Origin of the sequence: Lederbergia ruris (assembly GCF_018332955.1) — a bacterium.
Lineage (GTDB): Bacteria > Bacillota > Bacilli > Bacillales > Bacillaceae_C > Lederbergia > Lederbergia ruris.
In genome coordinates this window covers 1-23,918 of the sequence record NZ_BORB01000052.1, presented here as the reverse complement: position 1 = coordinate 23,918, position 23,918 = coordinate 1, and the positions used below count along the sequence as shown (strand labels likewise).

The following is a 23,918-nucleotide window of genomic DNA, read 5'->3' as shown; positions in this document are numbered from 1 at the left end:
CCTTTCTTGAGTGTTGTGTGGTAACTTCATTCTACTAGAAAGGGCGATTTTTTTGTATGTATTTTTAGTAAAAATAGGAAAGGTTGTCACAGGAAGTCGTTTTTCAACGACTTTCTGGACAGCCCCTATATTCGTTTTATAAAGTATCTATTCACCTCTTTAGCCTCCGTGATCAGCGATAATCTTGATAAGCGTTTCTCCCAATTGTTGTACATCTTCGACTTTCGTATTTTTTCCAAAGGAAATGCGGATAAATTCCTTCGCAGCTTTTCCAGTTACGCCTAATGCTGTCATTGTTTTAGCGGGAGCTTGGCTGCCGACCTGACAGGCGCTTCCAGTTGAAATCGCATATCCCTTGCGATTGCATTCCAGCATCGCGAGTTGTCCTTCGATCCCCTTGATTCTTAGACCGATAATTGAGGGAAGATCGGAAGGATATACTTTCATCTGCGTTGCCTTGTCTTTGATGGTCCTTAGGAATAAATCGTGAAGTTTTATTAAATGCTCCTGCTGTTCCTCAAAATTAGCAATCGCTTTTTGCGCAGCTAAGGTCATTGCTGCGATCCCCGGCACATTCACAGTTCCAGGACGGAAGCCTTTCTCATGGGTCGTGTTGGGATAAAAGGGATGCCAATGAAGGCGCGGATGGACATACACAGCCCCAACCCCCTTCGGCCCATAAAATTTGTGTCCTGAAATCGCCAAACTATCAACGGATTGAGCAATTTCTTGCATGTCTAGCTTACCAAAAGTTTGCACACAATCACTATGCAAAAGAATATCCTTTTCCCGGCATAGCTTGCTTATTTCGATAATTGGCTGGATTGTGCCAATTTCTGCATTCCCATGTTGGATCGTAATTAAAACAGTTTCCTCGCGGATCGCATCTTTTAGTTTCTCTACATTAATATGTCCGTCTTGATCATAGGGGAGGGCAGTTACCTCGTATCCATCCTGTTTACATTTTTCCAGTGTACTATGAATGGAAGCATGCTCCGCGATACTGGTAATGATATGCTTCCCTTTTTTTAGAGGGGATGATAGCAGAGCATGAATCGCTAAAAAATTCCCTTCTGAACCCCCACCTGTAAAATAAATCCCTTCTGTTTGGACACCGAGCATTTGTGCGAATTCTTTTCGGCATGTTTCCAATAGTTGCTGTGCCTGATTACCGGTATCATGGAGGCTACTTGTATTTCCAAAGAATTCGGTTGCCGTTTGAATATATAATTGAGCTGCCTCTTGATCAAGGGGACAAGTGGCCGCATAATCGAAATATTTGATGATGTTTTCTCTCCTTATCTAGTATTATTTTAAAAAACTCTTGTCATAAGTTTAAATATATGTAAATATATGTGTCAAGACACATGCAATAAATTTGTGAATAGAAATGTAAAGGAGGGGCTCATGAATCAGATAGATGTATTGATCATAGGAAGTGGGGTTGCGGCACTGCAATTAGCTTGCAAGCTTCGTCATGATATCAATGTGATGATTATCACAAAATCACATATCCAAGAATCGAATTCTTATTTAGCACAGGGCGGGATTGCGGCAGCGATAGGGGACCCGGACCGTTCAGAAAAACATTACTTCGACACGCTTGAGGCAGGGAGATTTCATAATGAACCCAGTGCTGTTGAGGGCTTAACTGATAGGGCTCCATCCCTTATACAATCTTTAGCACAGCAGGGATGTCCCTTTGATAAAGATGAAAAAGGAAAACTTCTCCTTGGCATGGAAGGTGCTCATAGTGAAAAAAGAATTATTCATGGTGGTGGCGATGCAACAGGAAAAACGATCATAGATCATTTGCTTCCCCGTATACCGCATCATGTCAAAGTGATGGAAAATCATTTTGCATTTGAGCTTTTAGTAGAAAAAGATATTTGTGTTGGTGTGAAGACAAAGGACGAAAATAATCAGATTCATTGTTTTATAGCCAATCATGTTGTACTTGCGACAGGTGGATGTGGCCAAATGTATCGTTATAGTTCTAATGCAGAAACAGTGACTGGTGATGGGATCGCACTTGTGTATCTTGCTGGTGCAAATATTGTGGATATGGAGTTTATCCAATTTCATCCGACACTCCTTTATGTGAATGGAAAAACGCAAGGCCTTGTATCAGAAGCTGTTCGCGGCGAGGGAGGACGGTTGGTGACAGAGACTGGAAAGGAAATTATGAAGGGTGTCCATCCGCTGGCGGATTTAGCACCAAGACATATTGTTTCACAAACTATTTATGAATATCTTTCACAAGGAGAGGATATTTATTTAGATATTTCGCAAGTCAAAGATTTCTCTAAGCGATTTCCAACGATTTCACGCCTTTGCCAAGAAAATGGTCTGGGTTTGGAAGAAAAGCGAATCCCGGTTGTCCCTGGAAGCCATTTTTTAATGGGGGGCATTCAAACAGATCTTATCGGAAGAAGTAGTCTTCAAGGGCTATATGCATTGGGAGAGGTCGCGTGTACAGGTGTTCATGGAGCCAATCGGCTGGCTAGTAATTCCTTACTGGAAGGGTTGGTTATGGGAGAAAATCTCGCCCAGTGGTTGAACAGCCAGTCTTTTTCTAAGAGGATTCGTAGCGAATCTTCTTATTGCCAGGAGTCCGCAGATAAGCGCATGGGGAAGCCTTTACCAACCATAGAGGAAATTCAAAAGAGGATGATGGATCATGTCGGCATTGTACGAACGGAGGAAGGATTAACAGAACAATTGCAATGGTTAGAGTCATTTGTAGGAGAGCATGCCGGGAGCGGAAATCTCGATCTTATGGACAAAGACGAACTTACTCGTTATTTTATGGTCATAACAGCATCCCTTGTGACAAAGGCAGCACTTCATAGAACAGAGAGCCGTGGCGGCCATTATAGAATGGATTTTCCATGTGAAGATGATCACAACTGGAGGCGAAAACGATTGATTCACAATCGGAAAGTGAAAGAAGGAATGGTATATGAACAAGATCAAATTACAGCAGCAACTTAAACAATTTTTTTTAGAAGATATCGGGGATAGAGATGTATCCAGTAGTATTTTTAGCAGAGAACAAATGGGACGGCTATCTTTGCTTGCAAAAGCCGATGGAATTTTTTGCGGGGAAGAAGTGGTCCGCACGGGATTTTCCTTGCTTGTGGATCAGCTGGATATCAAGATGAAGGTTCGTGATGGGGACTGGATTGAAAAAGGGCAACTACTTGCGGAAATTAGCGGAACAGTCGCAGATCTTTTACAAGCGGAAAGAGTCGTTCTGAATTTGGTCCAAAGGATGAGCGGCATTGCGACAAAAACAAAAGAAGCTATTAATTTGTTAAATAGTGATCATACGAAAATATGTGATACAAGAAAAACAACACCAGGTTTGCGGATGTTGGAAAAGTATGCGGTTCGATGTGGGGGTGGCGTGAATCACCGATTTGGCCTGTATGATGCAGTCATGTTGAAGGATAACCATATTGCCTTTGCTGGCTCGATTGCAAAGGCTGTGGCGGCAGCTCGAAAAAATGTCGGTCACATGGTAAAAATCGAAGTCGAAATCGAGACAAAGGCACAAATGCAAGAAGCGATTGAAGCGCAGGCCGATGTGATTATGTTTGATAATCGAACCCCTGATGAGATTAAAATGTGGATCAAAGAAGTGCCAGAAAATATCGTCACCGAAGCATCTGGTGGCATTACACTAGAAGACCTTGCCTCCTATGGTGAAACAGGAGTGGATTATATTTCACTAGGATTTCTCACTCACTCTGTCACGGCATTGGATATTAGCGCAAACGTTACGTTTGAATAAAAACTCGAAAGAAAAAGGGTCCGCCGTCCCTGAAATCAGAGAGAAAAGCAAAAAGTGTAACGGCGCGGGAGTTGGTCGTCCCCTAAATCAGAGAAAAGATCAAAAAAGGTAACGGCGCGGGGGTTGGCCGTCCCCGAAATCAGGGGAAAGATCAAAAAGCGTAACGTCGAGGGGGTTGGCTGTCCCTGAAATCGGAGAAAAGATCAAAAAGCGTAACGGCGCCGGGGTTCACCATGCTAAAAATAAGGAGAAGAGCAAAAGGTTAACAAGACGTCGGAAGATTTGCCATGAAGAGGAGGATATGGAATGAATCTATTAGAAACTTTACAGACAAATGCACTCCCTGAAAAATATAGAAATATGTCCACGGGGGAGTTGGAAGAGCGGGTTCGAAAAGTAAAAAAGAAAATGGGTGACAAGCTTTTTATTCCTTGCCACCATTATCAAAAGGATGAAGTATTTCAGTTTGCAGATGCAACCGGGGATTCTCTGAAGCTTGCACAGTTATCACAGGAAAATCGTAAAGCAGAATTTATTGTCTTTTGTGGTGTGCATTTTATGGCAGAAACAGCAGATATTCTCACGACAGAACATCAAAAGGTTTTTTTACCAGACATGCGAGCAGGATGTTCGATGGCGGATATGGCGGATATTCATCAAACAGAACGGGCATGGGAGAAGCTACAGACTCTATTTGGCGATACCATTCTGCCTTTGACGTATGTGAATTCAACGGCTGCCATTAAAGCATTTGTCGGAGAGAATGGGGGAGCAACTGTTACATCCTCTAATGCGGAAAAAATGGTGCAGTGGGCTTTTCAGCAAAAAGAACGCATTCTTTTTTTACCTGATCAACATTTGGGGCGGAATACGGCTTATAACTTAGGTGTTAGCTTGGATGAAATGGCAGTTTGGGATCCCATCCAAAACGAATTGGTCTTTGATGGGCCACCCGAGAAAGTGAAAGTTATTCTCTGGAAAGGACATTGCTCGGTGCATGAGAATTTTACCGTAGCTAATGTGAAACAGGTGCGCGAGGATCATCCTGATATGAAGATTATTGTCCATCCTGAATGTAGCCGTGAAGTCGTTGCCCTTGCAGATCTAGCTGGTTCGACGAATTATATTATCCAGGCGATTGAAAACTCAGAGCCAGGTTCAGCCTGGGCGATTGGCACAGAGATGAATCTGGTCAAACGAATCATCCAGCAGCATCCTGATAAAAAAATCATCTCACTGAATCCACATATGTGCCCTTGTCTGACAATGAATCGAATTGATTTGCCCCATCTTGCTTGGTGCTTGGATTCAATTGAGCAAGGAGAAGATCGAAACATCATTCAAGTCGATGAAAAAACATCCTCTTTTGCCATGTTAGCTTTGGATAGGATGTTGGCATTATCATAGGACACTAGTAGAGAAGCGCTCCATAGAAAAAAAGGATGAGAGTGAATGATCACTCCCATCCCTTTTTAGCTACTTTTCAATTTTCTCTTTTTCGAAACCTTTAAGTAAAATTGCACTAATACTTCTGCAAATACAAGCCCCATCGCAATCGCGCTCGCCACGATAAAGGCCTTTGTGGCAAGGGGAATCGCCTCGGCATAGTCATTACTCACAACATGGCGCATGGCGTTATAAGCCGTGCCCCCTGGTACTAGCGGAATAATCCCAGCAACGATAAACGTAATAATCGGAGTTTTATAATATTTGGCTAATATATGACCAATCAGGCCGACGACAAAGGCTCCACAAAAAGCGGCTTGGACAATATCAATGCCAGCATCAGTCATTGTGAGGTACATCATCCATCCGCCCATCCCGACAAGTCCACAATGGAGTAAAGCTTTCCGGGGAGCGTTAAAGATAATCCCAAAACCAATCGAAGATAGTAAGCTTAAAGCAATTTGTGCGAGGTAATAGGACATTGATGAATCTCCTTCTGCTAGTATTCTTTAATCCCGTACAGGGGAAATTTAATCGGTTATAAGGGGAGTTTAATCCCTTATAAAGCCCGTATAATCCTGTATGGAGATTTTAATCCCTTATAGGGTCCGTTTAATCTCGTATAGGATCAATTTAATCCTTTATGACAGGCCTTTAAAATCACAGCCAAATGGAATAGGCAACAGCCACACCAGCGCCGATTGCAAGGGCGGTTAAAAAGGCTTCTGCTCCTTTCGATAGTCCTGAGACGAAGTGACCGGCCATCAAATCACGGATGGCATTGGTGATTAGTAATCCAGGGACAAGCGGCATAACGGACGCGATCACGATTAGATCTAGTTGCTGACCAACGCTGAACCTGACAAATAAAAGTGATACCAAGGCAATGACAAATGCCGCCATAAATTCGGCAAAAAATTTCACTTTTGTTTGATTATGAACGAGGAGCATCACAGTGAAACCTAATCCACCGACAAGCATAGCAGGTAGATAATCGCCCCATACCCCTTTAAACATAATTAAAAAGCTCCCTGTTGAAATGGTCGCGGCTAAAATCTGGACCCAAATCGGAAAAGATAGATTTTCTTTCGCGAGTTGTTTAAGAGCTTGAAAAGCCTCTTCGTATCTTAGTTCTCCTTCTGCCATCCTCCTAGAAATATGATTGACACGGGCAATTTTTTCAAGATCTGTTCCCCGTTGGCTAATGCGAACGAATTGGGAGGAATCAGAGCCTTCTAGTGAAAAAATAATCCCGGTCGGGGTCACAAAACTTTGACTTTCCGAGAATCCACATGCTGCCGCCATGCGCATCATCGTATCCTCCACTCGATAAGTCTCAGCCCCACATTGCATTAGAATTTTTCCGGCTAAAAGGCAGGTCTCTACGAGTTTTTTTTCTTCTGCTGGCTTCAAAACCTTCACGTCCATATCTCTAATCCTTTCGAACATCAGGCAATTTTATTTTTAAGGTAAACTGATCCTTTATAAAGGAAAAGTCAAGGATTCCTTGATGATTTTTTACAATTCGTTGTATCTCCTGGGTGCCAAAGCCTTCATGATTCCCTACTTTGCTCGATTCCGCTTTAGATGTGTACATTCGCTCAAGAATTCGCTCTTCAATCGGCAAGGTATGATTTCGACAAACGATAATAAAAATTCCGCTCTGTTTTCGGCAACTGAGTAATACTTTCCCATTAGCTACCTCCGCCGCTGCCTCTATCGCGTTTTCCAAAATATTGCTTATCAAGGCAATTAATTCGTATTCTGTTAAAGGCAATCCTGACAGGGCTTGGTGAAGTTGGTAGTCTAATATAACATGGATTTCCTCTGCTTGCTTGTTGTAAGCATACAGGCATCCAGCGACAATATTGGATTCATTATGTAAAACTTTATCTAACGCCGTGAAACGCGACGTCACCTCTTGCTTATAACCTTCTGTATCATGGGAATTTCCATCTGCATGTAAAATGGCGGATACATGTTTTTCTAAATCATGCCGCTGTCTTCTTAATTCATCCAAAAGGGTTGTTTGTTGCTTATAGTTTTTGATGATTTCACTTGTTTTTCTTTGCTCAACTAAGAAAGTGGTTTGATAGAAGTGTAAGGCGACAGTTTGTAGCACCATTCCAAAAAGCAGCAAGGGAGTATCGGTACCAAAACTAGCCATCAACCAGCAAAGTTGCAGGATTATTGTTATTCCTTTCCATGAACGCGGTTGTTCATCCCCTTTGATGAAAAATAGTTGATAAATCGCACCAACTAAGATCAACAGCGTGAAAATATAGTGATTCGCTAATATTGTCCAACACAGTGCGAGAAGCCATGGAAGGAACGGGAGAAATTTTACCATCTCTTCACCTCAAAAATAATACTTCTGCAAATAATCCATTTTATCTTTGGTTAGCATCGCGATTTTTTTCGTACCATCGAACGTAACGCTGTATGACTTTTTTGTATAGACCGAAAAACTTTTCACAAAGTGAAGATTAATGAGAAAAGAACGATGAGACCGAATAAAGTTATTCTCCCGGAGGCTTGCTTCCAATTCATTCATCGATAAATAGGTCGTATGTTCATCATCAGTGGTATAAATCGTGGTGGATCGCCCTGTCCGTTCGGCAAAAATAATATCTTTCTTGGGAATCATTTCAATATGCCCCTTTTGCTTAAGGACAAGTCGGCCTGTTAAATTGCCCGCGTGTTGTTTTTCACGGAAACGGGCCAAAGACTGTTGCAGACGTTCTTTTGTATAAGGTTTTAAAATATAATCATGCACATTTAATTCAAAGGCTTGAACCGCATAGCCACTTTTGGCCGTTACAAAAATAACTGTAATCAACAGTCCATGTGTTTGAATGATATCGGCAAGCTCATACCCTGAAATACCTGGCATTTCAATATCCGCTATCAACAACTCAATCTTGTTTTTTTGAATTTCCTGATACGCTTCTTCTGAGTCGGTAGTGGCAAATATGAGTTCAACATCCTTTTCTTCTTGTAAAATAAATTTCAATTTATCTAAGTCAATTTGCCGGTCATCGACAATACCCACTTTCATCGCAAAAACCCCTTTAAAGGATGTTCAAAAAGTCCGGTAAAAATGACACATCGAATTTCTTCGTTGGCTTGCTTCTCCGCTACTCATGTATCAGGATAAGGAACTTCTACTAAAACCGCCCACGTCCTGTGGGCAACGTAGAAGTCAGCACATCCTGTGCAAGTCCGCTGCTCGAAGGCTGCGCCGCCTCGAACTTTCGACGCACAGGATGTGCTAGTGTCGGCGTTGCTGACAGGACGTCAGCGCCTTTAGCCGACGGGTCCTTTTTATCCTCCTTTTTGAACAAACCCCTTTAGAAAATCTCTCTCCATTATAATCCATTTTATAAAAGAGAGCATTCCATTCGGCAATCGGGCCTTTTTACGACAGGTAAGTCCCTCTTCACGACAGGATGGGAGACGAGACAGCATTTGCACCGTACAATAGAGACAATAAGAATGTGGGAGGGAAACGATATGATTGTTATTGATCAAGTTTCCAAGCAATTTAAAGATAAAAAGCAATTAGTGAAGGCAGTCGATTATATTTCACTCAATATTAAAGAAGGAAATGTGGTCGGGTTGATTGGAGAGAATGGGGCGGGTAAAACGACATTACTCCGGATGTTATGTACGTTAATTGCACCAGATGAAGGAACGATCACAATCGACGGGGACAATATTTATACCCATAAAGAAAAGGTACGACATCGACTTGGGGTCCTGTTTGGCTCGGAAACCGGACTCTATAATCGCTTAACCGCACGTGAAAATCTCGAATACTTTGGGAGTCTCTATGGTATGAGTGCTCACGATATTAAAAATCAAATTGAGATGCTAGCGAAGCGATTTGGCATGAGAAAATACTTGGATCGAAGAGTAGAAGGCTTTTCGAAAGGGATGAAACAAAAGGTGGCGATTGCCAGGACCTTGATTCATGATCCAAATATTGTCTTATTCGATGAGCCTACGACTGGATTGGATATTACGTCTGCTACTATTTTTCGAGAATTTATCTATCAATTTAAAGGAGAAGGGAAGACAATTATCTTCTCTACTCATATTATGGATGAAATCGCGCAACTATGTGACGACATTATCATGATGCATAAGGGACAAATTGTGTATGAGGGAAAATTGGAAGAATTGTATGAAACAGAGAATAGTCGAGATCTTAACTACCTGTTCACATCCAAGATTGTAAGGGGGGATCTCTATGTTTAAAACCATTTTTTTAAAAGAGATGAAAGATGTTTTACGTGATAAAAGAAGTATTACATTATTAGTTATCCTACCCATTGTCATGATGGCAGCCTTGACGCTCTTTTATGATAAACTGTTGGTCTCTAGTGAGGATACCGAGTTTACCCTTGCGGTGGAAGAAACGGCCGATGCTGGATTTATTGAAAAACTACAAACCTATTTGCCTGATGTGACGATTGAAAAGTATGCAAATGTGCAAAAAGCAATGAACGATGGCAAGGTACAGGCTGGAATCGAGATGGGTAAGGATTGGGAAGAAGAGATTGCAACACAAGCTCCAGTACCTGTGCGCGTTTATTTTGATCCAGGTAATCAAGAATCATCCGGTGCGTGGAGCCTGATTCAAGCAGCCTTTGCGAATTGGCAGAATGAAGTAGTTCAAGAGCGAATGGTGGCTAGTGAAATGGATCCCAATGTCGTAAATGTCTTCCAAGTTGAGCCGCAAACAACAAAAAATGAAGATGACGCCATGGCTTCCTTTATGCTCGCTTTATTGATTCCATTATTAATTCCAATTACGATTGCCAATGGCTCTTATCCATCCGCTACTGAGTTGTTTGCAGGAGAGAAAGAGAAGAAAACGATGGAAGCCTTACTAATTACTCCTGTAAAGCCAGTTAAAATTTTATTAGCCAAATGGATGACCATTTCTCTTCTTGGTATTTTTACGGGTGTATTATGTATTGGTTTGCTTAGTGGGCTTATGAATTTCACAACGGAATTAAAAAAGGGAATGGTGGCGATTGAAAATCCACTCCTCTTTATTCTAATGGGCGTGATCTTAATTTCGATGTTTGCGATCTTTATTGCAGGAGTAGAAATGATCTTAAGCATGTTAGCCAACTCCGTAAAAGAAGCGGGTTACTATATTACCCCGATTATTGGGTTAATGGCTTTTCCGATGCTAATAATGTTCTTTATCGGAAGTACTCAGAACCTTGGTTTATATGCGATTCCAGTAATGAACTTATTCTTATTTGTCCAAGATGCCTTTAACAGCCAAATCACAAATAGTGGATTTGCGATCGCAATTGGTAGTTATCTTGTTTGTATTGCCATTTTGTTCCCCGTAGCGAGTAAACTTTTTCACAATCATCGGTTAATGTTAGGAAAATAATGATGGCCATTTGGAAAATTTGCAAATGATCTGACTGTTGCAGTAGCAATGAAGGAAAAACAGCCTTAAAACCATGTCGACACTGGGTTTTAGGCTGTTTTTGTATTGCGGAAAGTTGTAGGGGAAATCATCTTTTTTTAACACCCCTAAAATTTTCTTAATCTCGCCTAATGCCAAGAATTTTTTCCGAAAATCGAGCTTATTCTTCTATTGATAACAAAATTTATGATTGTCTTCATATGAATATTTATTTATAATGGGGTATAATTATAACATAGAGGTGGTTCGATGAAGGATGGAATGTCGGGTAAAGACTTTTTTGCCCTTGCGTTTGGAAGTATGATCGGAATAGGGTGGGTGATATCCATACCAGCATGGATGTCGGCCGCAGGTAGCATCGGAGCAATCATCGCCATTTTAGTGACGATGTTGATGATTATTCCCATTGGCTTTGTCTACGGTGAACTCACGTCCAGCTTAAAGGTTTCCGGTGGGGAATATGCGTATACCTATTTAGCTGTCGGCAAGCTTTCTGCTTTTGTTTGCGGGTGGTTTTTAATATTGGGGTATTTAATTATTCTACCGTGGGTGGCAGTGTCAGTCGCTGCACTCACTTCGTATTTATTTCCACCGATGAACGCTATTCCTTTGTACACGTTGTTCGGTTCAGTCATCTACCTGCCTCATTTAATTGTGAGTTTGCTTATGGTTACAATCATCGTGTACTTAAATTACAAGGGTGTAAAGCAATCAAGCAAATTTCAAAACGTTGCAACCTGGATGATGATTGCGACATTTTTTGTATTCATCATTGGCGGGTTTATTGCAGGTTCGAGTGACAACATCTCGAGAGCAACATCTGAATCAGGAACAATAGGTGGTATAGCAACGGCCATTGCTTCCATCTTATTTTTTATGAATGGTTTTGATACGATTCCTAAAGCTCGAAATGAGGTTGGCTCTCATATAAATAAAGCGCACTTAGGTAAGGCGATTGTAGGTACTATCATTGCTGGTAGTTTGCTATATTCGGTCATCGTGTTAGCTTCTAGTTTTATCATGCCTGCAGAGGAGCTTGTGAATTTAGGAGAGCTGCCACTGATTTCAGCGTTTGAAGCGGCAACCGGTTCTAAGTTTTTAACGATCATTATTGTCTTTGGCGTATTGCTGGGTGTCATTACTACATTTAATGGCTTTTTATTTGCTGGCAGTCGTTTGATTCAGTCATTCTCAGAAGCAGGCTTTCTGCCAAAAGTACTGTCTAAAGTTGATCAACACAATAAAACACCGAAGAATGCATTACTATTTATGTGGGTGATTACCATTTTTGGTATATTTCTCGGACAAGGGATTTTATCACCCTTTATCGTGATGGGCGGGATTTCATTTCTGATTGCCTGGTTCTTCATGTCGTTGAGCAGTGTTCAGCTATATAAGAAAAAGCCGGATTTACATCGGCCCTATAGCCCTCCCGGCGGAATCATAATGAGTTATATCGCCACATTTTTTTCCAGTATTTTAACTCTAATGATGATTATTCCTGGGACACCGGTTTCATTACACGGAATTGAGTATCTATTATTCTTGCTTTGGTTGATTATCGGTATCGTCATTTATATGAGTTATAGTAGAAATATAATAGAATTTAAAGAGGATGTTCAAAAGGTAAGGATCAAAGGCTAAATTCGCGACATCCTGTCGCAACGCCTTTGTGACCTGAGTCCTGCAGGCATAAAACGATGCTTCGAATTTATTCTCTTTTTTGAACACGAATTTAAAGGAGTTGTCGAATAATGGAAAAAGAGACTTTTGGAATATTGGGCTTTCCTTGGGATGGTGGAGCGTCGCTTGGGAGACCAGGTGCGAGATTTGCTCCTCAAGGGATTAGAGATGCTTACAAATGGTTCGAAAACCGGATTGAAAATAATCAAGTATATGATGTAGATAAAAGAAAACTATATACATTGCGAGAGAATAGTATTATAGATTATGGAGATATTGATATCGTCGCTTATAGTACAGAGAAGACCTTTGCCAATGCGAAAAATAAAGTAACTGAAATGTTGACGAATGATGTATTTCCTTTTGTATTGGGAGGAGATCATTCAATTTCCTATCCCATAATCGAAGCTTTACACGATAACACGGAAGGTAAAATAGGAATTATTCAATTTGATGCACATTTGGATTTGGTTGATGATTCACCTGTCCAGGGGAAATATTCCCAAAGCAGTCAGATGAGAAGAGCAATTGAGCTTGAAAGAATAAGTCCTGAACATGTTGTCCAGATTGGTGTACGGAGCTTCAACTATCCATGGTATGCTAACTATCTTAATGAAGCAGGTGTGGTTCAGTATACTGCAAGGGAAGTTCATGCCAGTGATCCTAAAGAAATCATCTCGGAAATTTTAAATGATAAACTGAAAGAGGTCGATCATATTTATCTCACGTTTGATATGGATGTATTGGAGCCAGGCTTTGCTCCCGGAACAGGAGCGAATGAGCCGGGCGGATTAACAGTCGTCCAAGCTTTTTCTATGCTGGAAGAACTTTATGACAAGGTAGATGTATTTGATATTGCAGAAGTCAATCCATTATATGATGTGCGCGAGATCACAACATCGATCGCTGCTAAAATGATGTTTGAATGTGCAGTAAGCAGGTTAAGCAAAAAATAAAAGGATTATAATTTTTCATTGTGTATGAAATAATGATTGACATTTGGGGAATTTTCAAATAAAATCAAAAACAATCACAATGAAAATTCTGGCGATGAAGAAGAGTAGTAGCTTGCGGACCACAAAAGAGAGCTGGTGGTGGGTGCGAACCAGTGTGTCGAACGCATGTGAATGGACTTCCGAGCTTCCAAACCGAACTCCGTCGTGTTGGAAAGTAGGCTTTGGCGAAAACCCATCGTTACATGGGGAAACATGATGAATGTGTAAAGTGAGCTGATTTCAGCTAATAAAGGTGGTACCACGGTCCCTCGTCCTTTGGATGAGGGGCCTTTTTGTCATGAAAAGCGGAAGGCGCTTGATCAGGGGCGACAAGCAAATGTTCTGGAAATCTGGAAGGGTGCTTTTTCCCTTCCAGACTTCCAGGTTATTTAGCGGAACATCGGCAAAAAACGCGACGTCCTGTCGCAATGCCGATGGACTCGCATCCTGCGAGCCTCTCGTCCCTAGCGCCTGCAGCTAGCCCAAGAAAAGCGTGATAAAAACGAATAAAGCAAAACGTGAAGCAAGAGGAGTAGGTTTAAGCTTTTTCATTGCAGAGAGCTGGGGAATGGTGTGATCCCGGTATGAAAACTTTTACTGAATGGACTTGCGAGTGGTTTTTTGAACCTCTTTAAATAGGGAAGTAGGAAAACACGATATTCCGTCGTTATATGGATAGGGTTTAGGAGGCACACTCCTGTACCTGAAAGAGATGGAAAAGGAGTCCTTTTCCAATTGAGGTGGCACCGCGGATGAAGATCGCCCTCAAACCAACAAATTATACGTTGGTTTGGGGGCTTTTTTATTTTTAAAATTTGAAAGGAGAATGGGAAATGCAGACGAAACAAGCGCAATTTAAAATGAAAAAATTAAATGGGGACGTTTTAACGCCGATAAATATTTTTTTAAGGCTAGAGGGAAAGAAGAAGTTCCTATTGGAAAGTTCTTTGAAGCACAATGAACAAGGACGATATTCCTTTATCGGGGTAAATCCCATATTGGAATTCATTGGGGATGGGGAAAATTCACAACTGTTATCAAGTGATGGGAAGGTGCTTCAGGAAACATCAGGGCAACCGTTAAATGCATTGAAAGAGGCCTTGCCAAAGATTGATATAGATATTGATTTTCCGTTTTATGGAGGAGCCATTGGTTATGTGGGCTATGATGCGATTCGTCAGTATATTCCCATTGGGCCGATTTTAGAAGATGAAATTGAAATGCCAGATATTCATTTTATGATCTATGAAAATGTAGTGGTATTCGATCATTTAGCGCAGTCGATATATTTATTATCGATTAATTTCAACGGCGCAGCGACTGAGAAGGAATTAGAAGGACGCCTTGCGCATTTAGAAGCACAAATTTCTCGGAAGGAAGCGGATGAGTCGCTTTCTGATTGTAAGATTCAATTTACCCCTAAGTTGGAAAAAGATGCGTTTATGCGCAAGGTGGAGGAAGCGAAGCAACATATTCATTCAGGTGAGGTACAGCAAATTGTGCTCTCACAAAGAATGACAGGTGAAGTAGGGGAAGATCCTTTCCATTTTTATCGTGTATTACGAAATTCGAACCCTTCGCCCTATATGTTTTATGTTGATTTTGAAAAATATATCGTACTTGGTGCATCGCCAGAAAGTTTTATTAAAACAAATGGGGGAACGGTTACAACCAATCCGATTGCCGGAACAAGACGGCGTGGAAAAAATGAAGAGGATGACCAGCGTATGGCCCAAGAACTACTAGCGGATGAAAAGGAATTATCCGAACATCGCATGCTTGTTGATTTAAGTCGTCAAGAGTTGTCCGCTATTTGTTTGGAAGATACAATTGCGGTCAAGGATTATATGAAGCTGGAATATTATCGTCATGTCATGCATATTGTCTCTGAAGTGGAAGGTACATTACGGGAGGATATTTCTGGAATTGATGCGCTAATCTCATGTCTTCCAGCTGGTACCGTCTCAGGAGATCCTAAACCACGAGCCATGCAGATTATTAATGACTTGGAAAAAACAAAACGCGGCGTCTACGCAGGAGCGATTGGTTACGTCAATGTGAATGGGGACGTGGACTTTGCGATTGCCATTCGTTCCCTTGTCATCAAAGACCAAATTGCCTATCTCCAAGCAGGCGCAGGCATTGTCGCAGATTCAGATCCGGCGAAGGAATACAAGGAGACTATTAATAAAGCGCAGGCTTTGCTAAGCCCGAAGCCTTATTAACAACAAAGCAGGAGATGGGTTCCCATCTTCTGCTTTGTTGCAATGGCTCGTATGATATAGCCAATGTAAAATAAAATCTAAGCCTTGTGGCTAAGTTCTAATAGGGAATTGTTGTCCCTGAAACGCGAGGAACTTCGCAAAAGCGTAACGGCGCAAGCGTCCGCCGTCCCTGAAACGCGAGGAACTTCGCAAAAGCGTAACGGCGCAAGCGTCCGCCGTCCCTGAAACGCGAGGAACTCCGGAAAAGCGTAACAGCGCAAGCGTCCGCCGTCCCTGAAACGCGAGGAACTTCGCAAAAGCGTAACGGCGCAAGCGTCCGCCGTCCCTGAAACGCGAGGAACTCCGGAAAAGCGTAACAGCGCAAGCGTCCGCCGTCCCCGAAACGCGAGGAACTTCGCAAAAGCGTAACAGCGCAAGCTCCCACTGTCCCCCGCGTTTTTTAAGGTCCATCACTCACAGGCGTAGGCTCACTTAAAAACCTTTGCATGGCTTCCTGATTTTTAAGGAAGTTAAGTTCTAACACGGCTCCTGCATGGTCATAGGTTTGATTGGTAAACCCATCTTTAACAGGAATCCGCATCGTTTCAATTTGTTCAATGGGTTGTGAAAAAACCATGGAACTGAGAGTAATCATTTCTTGAGGGCTCAAATCCGTTTCCACATTTTTGATTGTGTGATGCACAAGATGAGGGATTTTGGTCATCCCGATAAATGAATTCACCTGCTCATTCATTTTGTCAATGACATCTAATAAAACCGTTTGTTGTCGTTCCACTCGACCGAAGTCACTACGTTCATCGTGTCGGAAACGGACATATTTTAATAAATCTTCGCCATGTAAGGTGTTAATACCAGCCGTCATCTCTAAATTCATATCATCAATAATGGCTTGATCGACATGAACTTTTATCCCTTCTGGAATCAGTGTGTCTACCACACTGACAAATCCCTGAAAATCGACGGTAATGGTATGATCCACATCTAAACCGAAGTTATTTTGAATCGTTTCTTTTAGGAGTTCTTCTCCTCCTAAGAAATAGGCGTTATTTATCTTATCAAAATTATGTTTATGTCCGGGGATTTGCACATACGAATCGCGCATAATCGAAATAAGCTTTAAAGTCCGATCTTCTGGTCGATAATTGACGAGCATAATCGTGTCTGTTCGCGATTTCGCTTCACCCCGAGAATCAATGCCAAGTACTAAAAAATTAATGGCTTCATCTACCACTTCATTCTCACCAGGCTCTTCCTGATGAGAATGATCCTTCTCTATACTTTGACAGCCAAATAAAAAGAGAAAGCAAATTATGATGAAGACAAATAGGATACGCTTCTTCACTTTTCTCAACTCCTGACAACCATCTTTGTCTTATTTTTCAATTCCTGGCATCATTTATGTAAAAATAATCAGTGGAAAATTCATCCAATTCATAAAAAAACTACCTTTTAAAAGGCATTGCACCTTTTAAAAGGCAGTTGTAGACTTAAACTTTCCTTTTGTAGATAAATGAAAGGAGGAATAGAAGGACACCTAACAGAATGGCGATCGCCCCGATAATTCCGAAGTAGAGAATTTCTGTTTCAGGCTTGTACAATTTAACAATTTGCGCGTTTATCGCCTGTGCCGAAGCATTGGATAGGAACCAAAGACTCATTGTTTGCGCTGAAAAAGCGGCAGGAGCTAGTTTTGTTGTGGCAGACAAACCAACCGGTGATAAACATAATTCCCCAAGTACAACAATTAAGAAACTAAGCACAAGCCACAATGGACTGACGAGCGTATCCGGACCGCCGTAAATCGCTGGAATGATCATCACTAAGAAAGAAATCCCCGCAAGCACTAAGCCTAATGAAAACTTTTGATGTGTGGAAGGTTGACGTTTTCCTAGTTTCATCCATATTCCGGCAAATACCGGTGCCAATAGGACGATAAATAAAGGATTCAATGATTGAAACCAAGATGATTCCAAGGAAAAACCAGCAAAGGATAATCTTGTTCGTTCATCCGCATATTGAGCTAAGATAACCGATCCTTGTTCTTGAATTGCCCAAAACATCATCGCGGCAATAAACAGAGGAATATAGGCAAGTAAATTCTTTTGTTCTTCATTTGTTGTTTTTTTGCTAAAATACATCATCGCAAAGTAGATAATTGGAATGATAATTCCTAATAGGCTCACTAACATCGTAAATCGATTAATGGTTAAAATGCCCTTAGAAATAAGAATAGCACCGGCGATTACAATTACGAGCGTACTGATTCCAATTTTCAAAAATACTGATTTTTTTTCATCAGGTGTTAGTGGATTTGGCACATAAGAACCGGCAAGGCCTAAATTTTTCTTCCTTGTTGCGAGGAAAATAATCAGTCCGGCAAGCATTCCGACCGCCGCCACTGCGAAGCCAAGATGAAAACTATACTTTTGACCGAGTGTTCCGACAATAAAAGGTGCAATTAGACCACCAAGGTTAATCCCCATGTAAAATATACTAAAGCCGGCATCACTCCGTGGATCATCTTTACTATATAGATCTCCAACGATATTGGATACATTCGGTTTTAACAGCCCTGTCCCAATGACAATTAAGCCCATAGAAAGAAATAAGGCTGTCACTCCACCAGGGAAGGATAGCGCAATATGACCGGCCATGATCAAAATTCCACCGAAAAAGACGGTTTTCTTTGTTCCATATAATCGGTCGGCGATCCAACCACCAATAATACCCGACATATAAACGAGCGAGCCGTAAACAGCCATAATGGAAGCAGCCGTTGTCTTATCCAGTCCTAGTCCGCCTTCTTTAATGGCGTAATACATGTAATAAAGTAAGATCGCTCTCATACCATAGTATGAAAATCTCTCCCAAAACTCTGTGAAAAATAAAGTAAACAAACCCTTAGGGTGTCCAAAAAAACCCTTTTGTGGGACACTCTCAAGGATTTCTTGTTGATTCTTTGTTGACATAATTCCCTGTCCCCTTTTGTTTAAATACTAAAAATATAACACCCAACAGCAGTCATGTAAAATGACTATGTAATGTTTATTTTATAATAAATAGGAAAATAAAATATAGTCTTTCATTTATTTACCAGAAATTTTACCGGGACTTTCCAAAAAAGCGTTGACATTAACAATTAAGCCTGCTAGTATAAAAACATTCAAAAATTTGCGAAAAGGGAGGCTGTTCAAATGAAAAAAATGTATTCGATCATCCATCAACTTCATAATGAATTAGTCTGCCCGTTTTTACAGTGAATTTGGAACCAATGCAATAAAACGATACGGGCGACTAGTAGATCGTTGTTTCGTATCGCATAAATGGAAGGCATAGTGGCATACATTTCTGTGGATGCACCTATGCCTTTTTTTGTGCTTTAGAAAACTATTAAATTCTAGCTTGTAGATAAGTTCTAAAAGTGAGTATTGACGTCCGGCTCCAGCGCCCAGCGACTAGCAAACTTTCGGTGCCTTCCTACGATAAGTCAACATCAGTTCGCCTTACCAGGCTCACTGTGTTTCCTTTATCTCGTCAGGCACCTAAAAAGTTTGTACGTCGCTAAACGGGCGCTTGCGCCTTTGTTTTGTCTAAAATATTGGGGTGAGGATAATGTTTAGTGTATTAGGGAAATTAGGTTGGTTTTTTAAACAACATTGGAAGAGGTATATGATTGCAGGTGTGTTATTAACGCTTGCTAATGTTTTTGAAGTCGTGCCGCCGTTTATTTTAGGTGAAGCGATTGATCGTATGATTTTAACGCAATTAACATGGCAGTTATTAACCCTTTATATTGTGATTTTAGCTGGGGGTTCGCTCCTGAATTATGCCATTACGTATGTTTGGCAATATCAGCTTTTTGGTGGCGCGTTTATTTTGGAAAAAAATCTGCGTTCCCGCCTAATGAATCATTTATTAAAAATGGCTCCGCCTTTTTTTGAGAAAAATCGGACGGGAGATTTAATGGCAAGGGGAACGAATGATTTAAGAGCGATTTCCGTGACAGCGGGCTTCGGCGTGCTGACGCTGATGGATTCGACTTTATATATGCTCACGATCTTGCTTACAATGGGCTTTCTCGTGTCTTGGAAATTAACGTTCGCGGCAATTTTACCTTTACCAGTGCTTGCGTTGATTATTACCGTATTGGGAAAGAAGATTCATGGGCGGTTTATGAAGGCACAAAAGGCCTTTGGTGATATGAATGACCGCGTACTAGAATCCGTTTCAGGCGTGCGAGTGACAAGGGCTTATGTTCAGGAACAGGCGAGTATGGCTGAGTTTCAAACGATGACGAATGATGTGTACGAAAAAAATATGGGCGTTGTGAAAATAGAGGCGATATTTCACCCGGCAACACAAATCTTAACGGGGCTTAGTTATGTGATTGGCTTATCGTATGGAACGTATCTCGTTTTTCAACAAGAAATCTCCTTAGGACATCTTGTTTCTTTTAACGTGTACCTCGGTATGTTGATTTGGCCGATGTTTGCGATCGGGGAACTGATTAATATTATGCAAAGAGGAAATGCATCATTGGACCGAGTGGATGAGGTCTTACAGTATCAGGAAGATGTAATAGATCCAGAAAATCCTCATAAAATGGAGCAACCAGATGGGATCGAATGGGAAGATGTTACCTTCCAATATCCTTCCGCTACAACGGCTAATTTGAAAAATGTTAATCTATCAATCCCTCGTGGGGCAACGATTGGAATTGTGGGGAAAACAGGTAGTGGAAAAACGACCTTTATTAAACAATTTTTAAGAGAGTATCCATTAGGAGATGGAATGATCTCGATTTCAAATGTGAATATGGAAGATCAAACGAAAGATCAGGTAAGGGGCTGGATTGGTTACGTCCCCCAGGATCATATTCTCTTTTCTCGAAGTATTCGCGAAAATATCTTATTTGGTGAGGAAACAGCAACAGAAGAAGAAATCCAGAAGGCGATTCAACTGGCTTATTTTGAAAAGGATTTAGAAATGCTTCCGCTTGGTTTAGAAACTCTTGTAGGGGAAAAAGGAGTCGCCTTGTCAGGAGGACAAAAACAACGGATCTCGATTGCCCGGGCGTTTATTAAAAATCCGGAAATCTTAATTTTAGATGATTCTCTCTCGGCTGTGGACGGAAAAACAGAGGCGAAAATTATTGAAAATATGCGCCGAGAAAGACAGGGAAAAACGACGTTGATTACGACCCATCGCTTATCATCAGTCGAACATGCCGATTGGATCATCGTGTTAGACGAGGGTGAGATTGTCGAAGAAGGACGTCATCAAGATTTACTTGCGAAAAATGGCTGGTATAAGGAACAGCATGATCGTCAGCAATTAGAGGATTCGTTGAGTGAGGGGGTGCAGGCAACATGACAGGGAAACGATTATATCAATACGCTTTACATGTAAAATGGGTGATTATTGGCGCCCTTGCGTTGCTTACAGTTTCAGTCGGGGCAGAAGTATTAGGGCCACTCGTTGCGAAAAAAATGATTGATGATCATATTTTAGGCATTGAAGCACATTGGCAGGAAACAACAGAAAAAGAATCAGCTGTTTCCTTTAAAGGAAAGCTCTATACCAAGGATCAAGACGCATCTGGTCAAACGGCAACACTTTTACAAGTCGGGAGAAGTTTTTACTGGATAGAGGAAAAAGTTCCCTTGGATGGAAGTCGTTCCATTCAAGGGGATCAATTAAAGGTCGATCTAAATGGCAGGGTACAAGAGTTTCAAGCGCAGAAACTTTCAGTTGAGGATACCTTAACCTTTTATAAACCGGAGATCCCGATGATTATTCAATTACTTGTCGTTTACATGCTTCTGTTCATTGTGGCTGCTTTATTATTTTATGGACAATTTTTGCTGTTACAAAAAGCGGCAAACCGAATTATTCAAAAGATGAGGAATGATGTGTTTACACATATGCATCGCCTGCCGATTCGTTATTTTGATGATTTGCCGGCTGGTAAGGTTGTGTCCCGGATTACAAATGATACAGAAGTGATTCGGGAATTATATGTGGCTGTCCTGTCTAACTACTTTACCGGTGTTATTTATATGATAGGGATTTATACGGCGATGTTTATTTTAGATGCAAAATTAGCGCTTATTTGCTTACTGTTGTTGCCGGTTTTATATGCATGGATGATGATTTATCGGAAATATGCCTCGAAATATAACCATGCGATTCGTTCTAAGGTGAGTGAGATCAACGCAATGATGAATGAATCGATTCAGGGCATGCCGATTATCCAAGCTTTCCGTAGAGAACGGAAGATGAAGAATGAATTTGAGGAAATGAATAACGTTCATTTTCGTTTTCAAAATAAGCTTTTGACGCTGGATGCTCTTTCCTCTCATAACCTTGTAGGGGTATTAAAGAATTTTGTGTTTGTTGGATTTATTTGGTATTTTGGGCATGACTTTCTTAGTGCCCATTCTGCTTTAACCGTAGGAGTTTTGTATGCGTATGTCGACTATATTAATCGCTTATTTAACCCCGTAGATAACATGGTCAATCAACTATCCAATTTGGAACAGGCTTTAGTGGCTGGCAATCGTGTTTTTGAATTACTAGATGAAAAAGGCGAAGAGGTCATCGAAGAGAAGGTCCCGCGTTTCGCAGGGAATGTAACGTTTGATCATGTCTACTTTGGCTATAAAGAAGGGGACTATGTATTAAAAGATATTGACTTTACGGCCAAACAGGGAGAAACGGTGGCACTCGTCGGGCATACAGGCTCAGGAAAAAGCTCGATCATGAATATTCTTTTTCGTTTTTATGACTGCCAGCAAGGGGAAATCCGCATTGATGGGAAAAATATTCAATCGATGTCCAAGCAAGCGTTGCGAGAACATATGGGGGTTGTTTTACAAGATCCATATTTATTTACGGGGACGATTGCTTCGAATATTAGTTTAAATGACCCGCGAATTTCCAGGGAGAAGGTGGAGGCGGCATTAGAAGCTGTAGGAGCGGAGCGCGTCTTGAAAAACTTAGAAAAAGGTCTTGATGAACCGGTCGCTGAAAAGGGAAGCACCTTGTCGTCTGGACAGCGACAACTAATCTCCTTCGCCCGTGCGTTAGCCTTTGACCCGGCCATTCTTATTTTGGATGAAGCGACCTCTAATATTGATACAGAAACAGAAGCGATGATTCAAGAAGCCATGGATGTCTTGAAAAAAGGCCGAACAACCTTTGTGATTGCCCACAGACTATCCACAATTAAAAAGGCGGACCAAATTTTAGTCTTAGACCGTGGCACCATCGTCGAGCGGGGAAATCACGAAGAACTAATGAAGAGAAAAGGGAAATATTATCAGATGTATCAGCTACAACAGGGACGGAAGCAGGGGGCATAGATAAGGTAAGGAGCTGTTTGACTTGGTCATGGGATTGACCTTTTCAGGCAGCTTTTATACCTTATGGCCGATCTCATCCCCTATTGAGAAAGCCATACTGGGACGAAGAACCCCATTTTCGTCTTGAGAAGCCCATTCATGGATGAAGAACCCCATTTCCTTCTTGAGAAGCCCATTCTCGGACGGAGGAACCCCATTTCGCTCTTGAGAAGCCCATTCTGGGATGAAGGACCCCATTTCGCTCTTGAGAAACCCATTCTGGGATGAAGGACCCCATTTCTCCCTTGAGAAACCCATTCTGGGATGAAGGACCCCATTTTTCCCTTGAGAAACCCATTCTCGGATAGAGAACCCCATTTATCCTTTAAGAAACCCATTCCCAGACGAAGCCCCCACGATTTCAAGTTTTATCCCGCATTAACGGGGAATAATACTTCCATCTAAAGGCTTTAGAAAATACGGGGAAGCGTAGGTAGAGGATAAACCGCCCATAAAAGCCATATCTCTTAAAGTTCACACCTTTCTTAACATCTATATTAAAAGGCTTACACTTCCCTCGGCAAAAAATTCAGATTCCTTTGTGGTTTAAAATAAAGTTGCGATGTTTATAAAAAAGACATGATGTTTTAAACAAAGCCGCGATATTTATAAAAAGGTAATGAAAAAAGCACACGTCTAAAGAGGGGCATTATTGAAGAACATATTTTACTAAAGGATAAACTATGTTCATATCGAATTTCTTAATAGTGTGTAGTTAGCATCTAATAGAAGGAGTAAATTATGAACAAATATGATTTTCTATCAATAGCAGCATTGGTAATTAATATCCCATATTCCGCGCTACACCTACCACGCAAAATTTTTTCTGAAAAGCCCACTGTCATAAAGGCAACCGATCATTGCTCTTATGACAGTGTTTTATAAATAATGACAGCACACAACATATATCGACAC

Annotated in this window: 17 protein-coding genes and 2 other annotated features; of the genes, 10 read left to right on the top strand and 7 right to left on the bottom strand. The window is 41.2% G+C overall.

Annotated features, from left to right (window positions below):
* Positions 1-159: 159 nt before the first annotated feature.
* Positions 160-1,284 (bottom strand): IscS subfamily cysteine desulfurase, encoded by a 1,125-nt coding sequence (locus tag KI363_RS19700; protein WP_158324092.1) that lies wholly within the window; start codon positions 1,282-1,284, stop codon positions 160-162.
* Positions 1,285-1,407: 123 nt separating this feature from the next.
* Here KI363_RS19700 and nadB point away from each other — a divergent pair, with 123 nt between their 5' ends.
* The 3 genes from nadB (at position 1,408) to nadA (ending at position 5,203) form a co-directional block, all read left to right on the top strand.
* On the top strand, positions 1,408-2,994 hold the full coding sequence (gene nadB / locus KI363_RS19695) for an L-aspartate oxidase (protein ID WP_212967383.1): 1,587 nt from the start codon (positions 1,408-1,410) through the stop codon (positions 2,992-2,994).
* Positions 2,963-3,796: a carboxylating nicotinate-nucleotide diphosphorylase gene (gene nadC / locus KI363_RS19690; protein WP_212967382.1), complete on the top strand. Its 834-nt coding sequence runs from the start codon at positions 2,963-2,965 to the stop codon at positions 3,794-3,796. Before nadB ends, nadC begins: the two co-directional genes overlap by 32 nt.
* 306 nt (positions 3,797-4,102) lie before the next feature.
* Positions 4,103-5,203 carry a quinolinate synthase NadA gene (nadA, locus tag KI363_RS19685; RefSeq protein WP_212967381.1) on the top strand — a complete coding sequence of 367 codons (1,101 nt, stop codon included), beginning with the start codon at positions 4,103-4,105 and terminating at the stop codon, positions 5,201-5,203.
* 65 nt (positions 5,204-5,268) lie between these two features.
* Here nadA and KI363_RS19680 read toward each other — a convergent pair whose 3' ends face one another.
* The 4 genes from KI363_RS19680 to KI363_RS19665 all read right to left on the bottom strand — a co-directional run bounded on the left by KI363_RS19680 (position 5,269) and on the right by KI363_RS19665 (position 8,300).
* Positions 5,269-5,724 (bottom strand): threonine/serine exporter family protein, encoded by a 456-nt coding sequence (locus tag KI363_RS19680; RefSeq protein WP_158322243.1) that lies wholly within the window; start codon positions 5,722-5,724, stop codon positions 5,269-5,271.
* A 178-nt stretch (positions 5,725-5,902) separates the two neighbouring features.
* Positions 5,903-6,670, bottom strand: coding sequence for a threonine/serine exporter family protein (locus tag KI363_RS19675; protein WP_246516962.1), 768 nt, complete (start codon positions 6,668-6,670; stop codon positions 5,903-5,905).
* A gap of 4 nt (positions 6,671-6,674) precedes the next feature.
* A complete protein-coding gene (locus KI363_RS19670; protein WP_212967379.1) occupies positions 6,675-7,592 on the bottom strand; it encodes a sensor histidine kinase in 918 nt (305 codons plus the stop codon).
* A gap of 9 nt (positions 7,593-7,601) precedes the next feature.
* Entirely contained in the window at positions 7,602-8,300 is a 699-nt protein-coding gene (locus KI363_RS19665; protein ID WP_158322240.1) for a LytR/AlgR family response regulator transcription factor, read from the bottom strand.
* 455 nt (positions 8,301-8,755) lie between these two features.
* On the opposite strand from KI363_RS19665, the gene KI363_RS19660 reads away from it, so the two are divergent.
* From KI363_RS19660 to trpE, 5 genes are all read left to right on the top strand, one after another.
* A complete protein-coding gene (locus KI363_RS19660) occupies positions 8,756-9,502 on the top strand; it encodes an ABC transporter ATP-binding protein (RefSeq protein WP_158322239.1) in 747 nt (248 codons plus the stop codon).
* Positions 9,495-10,658: an ABC transporter permease gene (locus KI363_RS19655; RefSeq protein ID WP_158322238.1), complete on the top strand. Its 1,164-nt coding sequence runs from the start codon at positions 9,495-9,497 to the stop codon at positions 10,656-10,658. The genes KI363_RS19660 and KI363_RS19655 overlap by 8 nt, the downstream gene beginning before the upstream one ends.
* Before the next feature lie 288 nt (positions 10,659-10,946).
* Entirely contained in the window at positions 10,947-12,341 is a 1,395-nt protein-coding gene (locus KI363_RS19650; protein WP_212967378.1) for an APC family permease, read from the top strand.
* A gap of 110 nt (positions 12,342-12,451) precedes the next feature.
* Positions 12,452-13,336, top strand: a complete 885-nt coding sequence (locus KI363_RS19645; protein ID WP_212967377.1) for an agmatinase family protein — start codon at positions 12,452-12,454, stop codon at positions 13,334-13,336.
* A gap of 85 nt (positions 13,337-13,421) precedes the next feature.
* Positions 13,422-13,655: a binding site (T-box leader), on the top strand.
* 230 nt (positions 13,656-13,885) lie between these two features.
* Positions 13,886-14,145, top strand: a binding site (T-box leader).
* 63 nt (positions 14,146-14,208) lie between these two features.
* Positions 14,209-15,600: an anthranilate synthase component I gene (gene trpE / locus KI363_RS19640; protein WP_158322235.1), complete on the top strand. Its 1,392-nt coding sequence runs from the start codon at positions 14,209-14,211 to the stop codon at positions 15,598-15,600.
* 439 nt (positions 15,601-16,039) lie between these two features.
* Here the strand turns inward: trpE and KI363_RS19635 are convergent, their stop codons facing one another.
* Complete coding sequence (locus KI363_RS19635; RefSeq protein WP_158322234.1) at positions 16,040-16,942, bottom strand: LCP family protein; 903 nt, start codon at positions 16,940-16,942, stop codon at positions 16,040-16,042.
* 145 nt (positions 16,943-17,087) lie between these two features.
* Positions 17,088-18,569, bottom strand: a complete 1,482-nt coding sequence (locus KI363_RS19630; protein WP_158322233.1) for a peptide MFS transporter — start codon at positions 18,567-18,569, stop codon at positions 17,088-17,090.
* A gap of 643 nt (positions 18,570-19,212) precedes the next feature.
* Here KI363_RS19630 and KI363_RS19625 point away from each other — a divergent pair.
* On the top strand, positions 19,213-20,973 hold the full coding sequence (locus KI363_RS19625) for an ABC transporter ATP-binding protein (RefSeq protein ID WP_212967376.1): 1,761 nt from the start codon (positions 19,213-19,215) through the stop codon (positions 20,971-20,973).
* Positions 20,970-22,964, top strand: a complete 1,995-nt coding sequence (locus KI363_RS19620) for an ABC transporter ATP-binding protein (protein ID WP_212967375.1) — start codon at positions 20,970-20,972, stop codon at positions 22,962-22,964. Before KI363_RS19625 ends, KI363_RS19620 begins: the two co-directional genes overlap by 4 nt.
* The last annotated feature ends 954 nt before the right edge of the window (positions 22,965-23,918 follow it).

Excerpts from the sequence above, each read along its gene's own strand:
- nadB (WP_212967383.1), top strand. The coding sequence starts at position 1,408 with ATGAATCAGATAGATGTATTGATCATAGGAAGTGGGGTTGCGGCACTG.
- nadC (WP_212967382.1), top strand. The coding sequence starts at position 2,963 with ATGAACAAGATCAAATTACAGCAGCAACTTAAACAATTTTTTTTAGAA.
- nadA (WP_212967381.1), top strand. The coding sequence starts at position 4,103 with ATGAATCTATTAGAAACTTTACAGACAAATGCACTCCCTGAAAAATAT.
- KI363_RS19680 (WP_158322243.1), bottom strand. The coding sequence starts at position 5,724 with ATGTCCTATTACCTCGCACAAATTGCTTTAAGCTTACTATCTTCGATT.
- KI363_RS19675 (WP_246516962.1), bottom strand. The coding sequence starts at position 6,670 with ATGGACGTGAAGGTTTTGAAGCCAGCAGAAGAAAAAAAACTCGTAGAG.
- KI363_RS19670 (WP_212967379.1), bottom strand. The coding sequence starts at position 7,592 with ATGGTAAAATTTCTCCCGTTCCTTCCATGGCTTCTCGCACTGTGTTGG.
- KI363_RS19665 (WP_158322240.1), bottom strand. The coding sequence starts at position 8,300 with ATGAAAGTGGGTATTGTCGATGACCGGCAAATTGACTTAGATAAATTG.
- KI363_RS19660 (WP_158322239.1), top strand. The coding sequence starts at position 8,756 with ATGATTGTTATTGATCAAGTTTCCAAGCAATTTAAAGATAAAAAGCAA.
- KI363_RS19655 (WP_158322238.1), top strand. The coding sequence starts at position 9,495 with ATGTTTAAAACCATTTTTTTAAAAGAGATGAAAGATGTTTTACGTGAT.
- KI363_RS19650 (WP_212967378.1), top strand. The coding sequence starts at position 10,947 with ATGAAGGATGGAATGTCGGGTAAAGACTTTTTTGCCCTTGCGTTTGGA.
- KI363_RS19645 (WP_212967377.1), top strand. The coding sequence starts at position 12,452 with ATGGAAAAAGAGACTTTTGGAATATTGGGCTTTCCTTGGGATGGTGGA.
- trpE (WP_158322235.1), top strand. The coding sequence starts at position 14,209 with ATGCAGACGAAACAAGCGCAATTTAAAATGAAAAAATTAAATGGGGAC.
- KI363_RS19630 (WP_158322233.1), bottom strand. The coding sequence starts at position 18,569 with ATGTCAACAAAGAATCAACAAGAAATCCTTGAGAGTGTCCCACAAAAG.
- KI363_RS19625 (WP_212967376.1), top strand. The coding sequence starts at position 19,213 with ATGTTTAGTGTATTAGGGAAATTAGGTTGGTTTTTTAAACAACATTGG.
- KI363_RS19620 (WP_212967375.1), top strand. The coding sequence starts at position 20,970 with ATGACAGGGAAACGATTATATCAATACGCTTTACATGTAAAATGGGTG.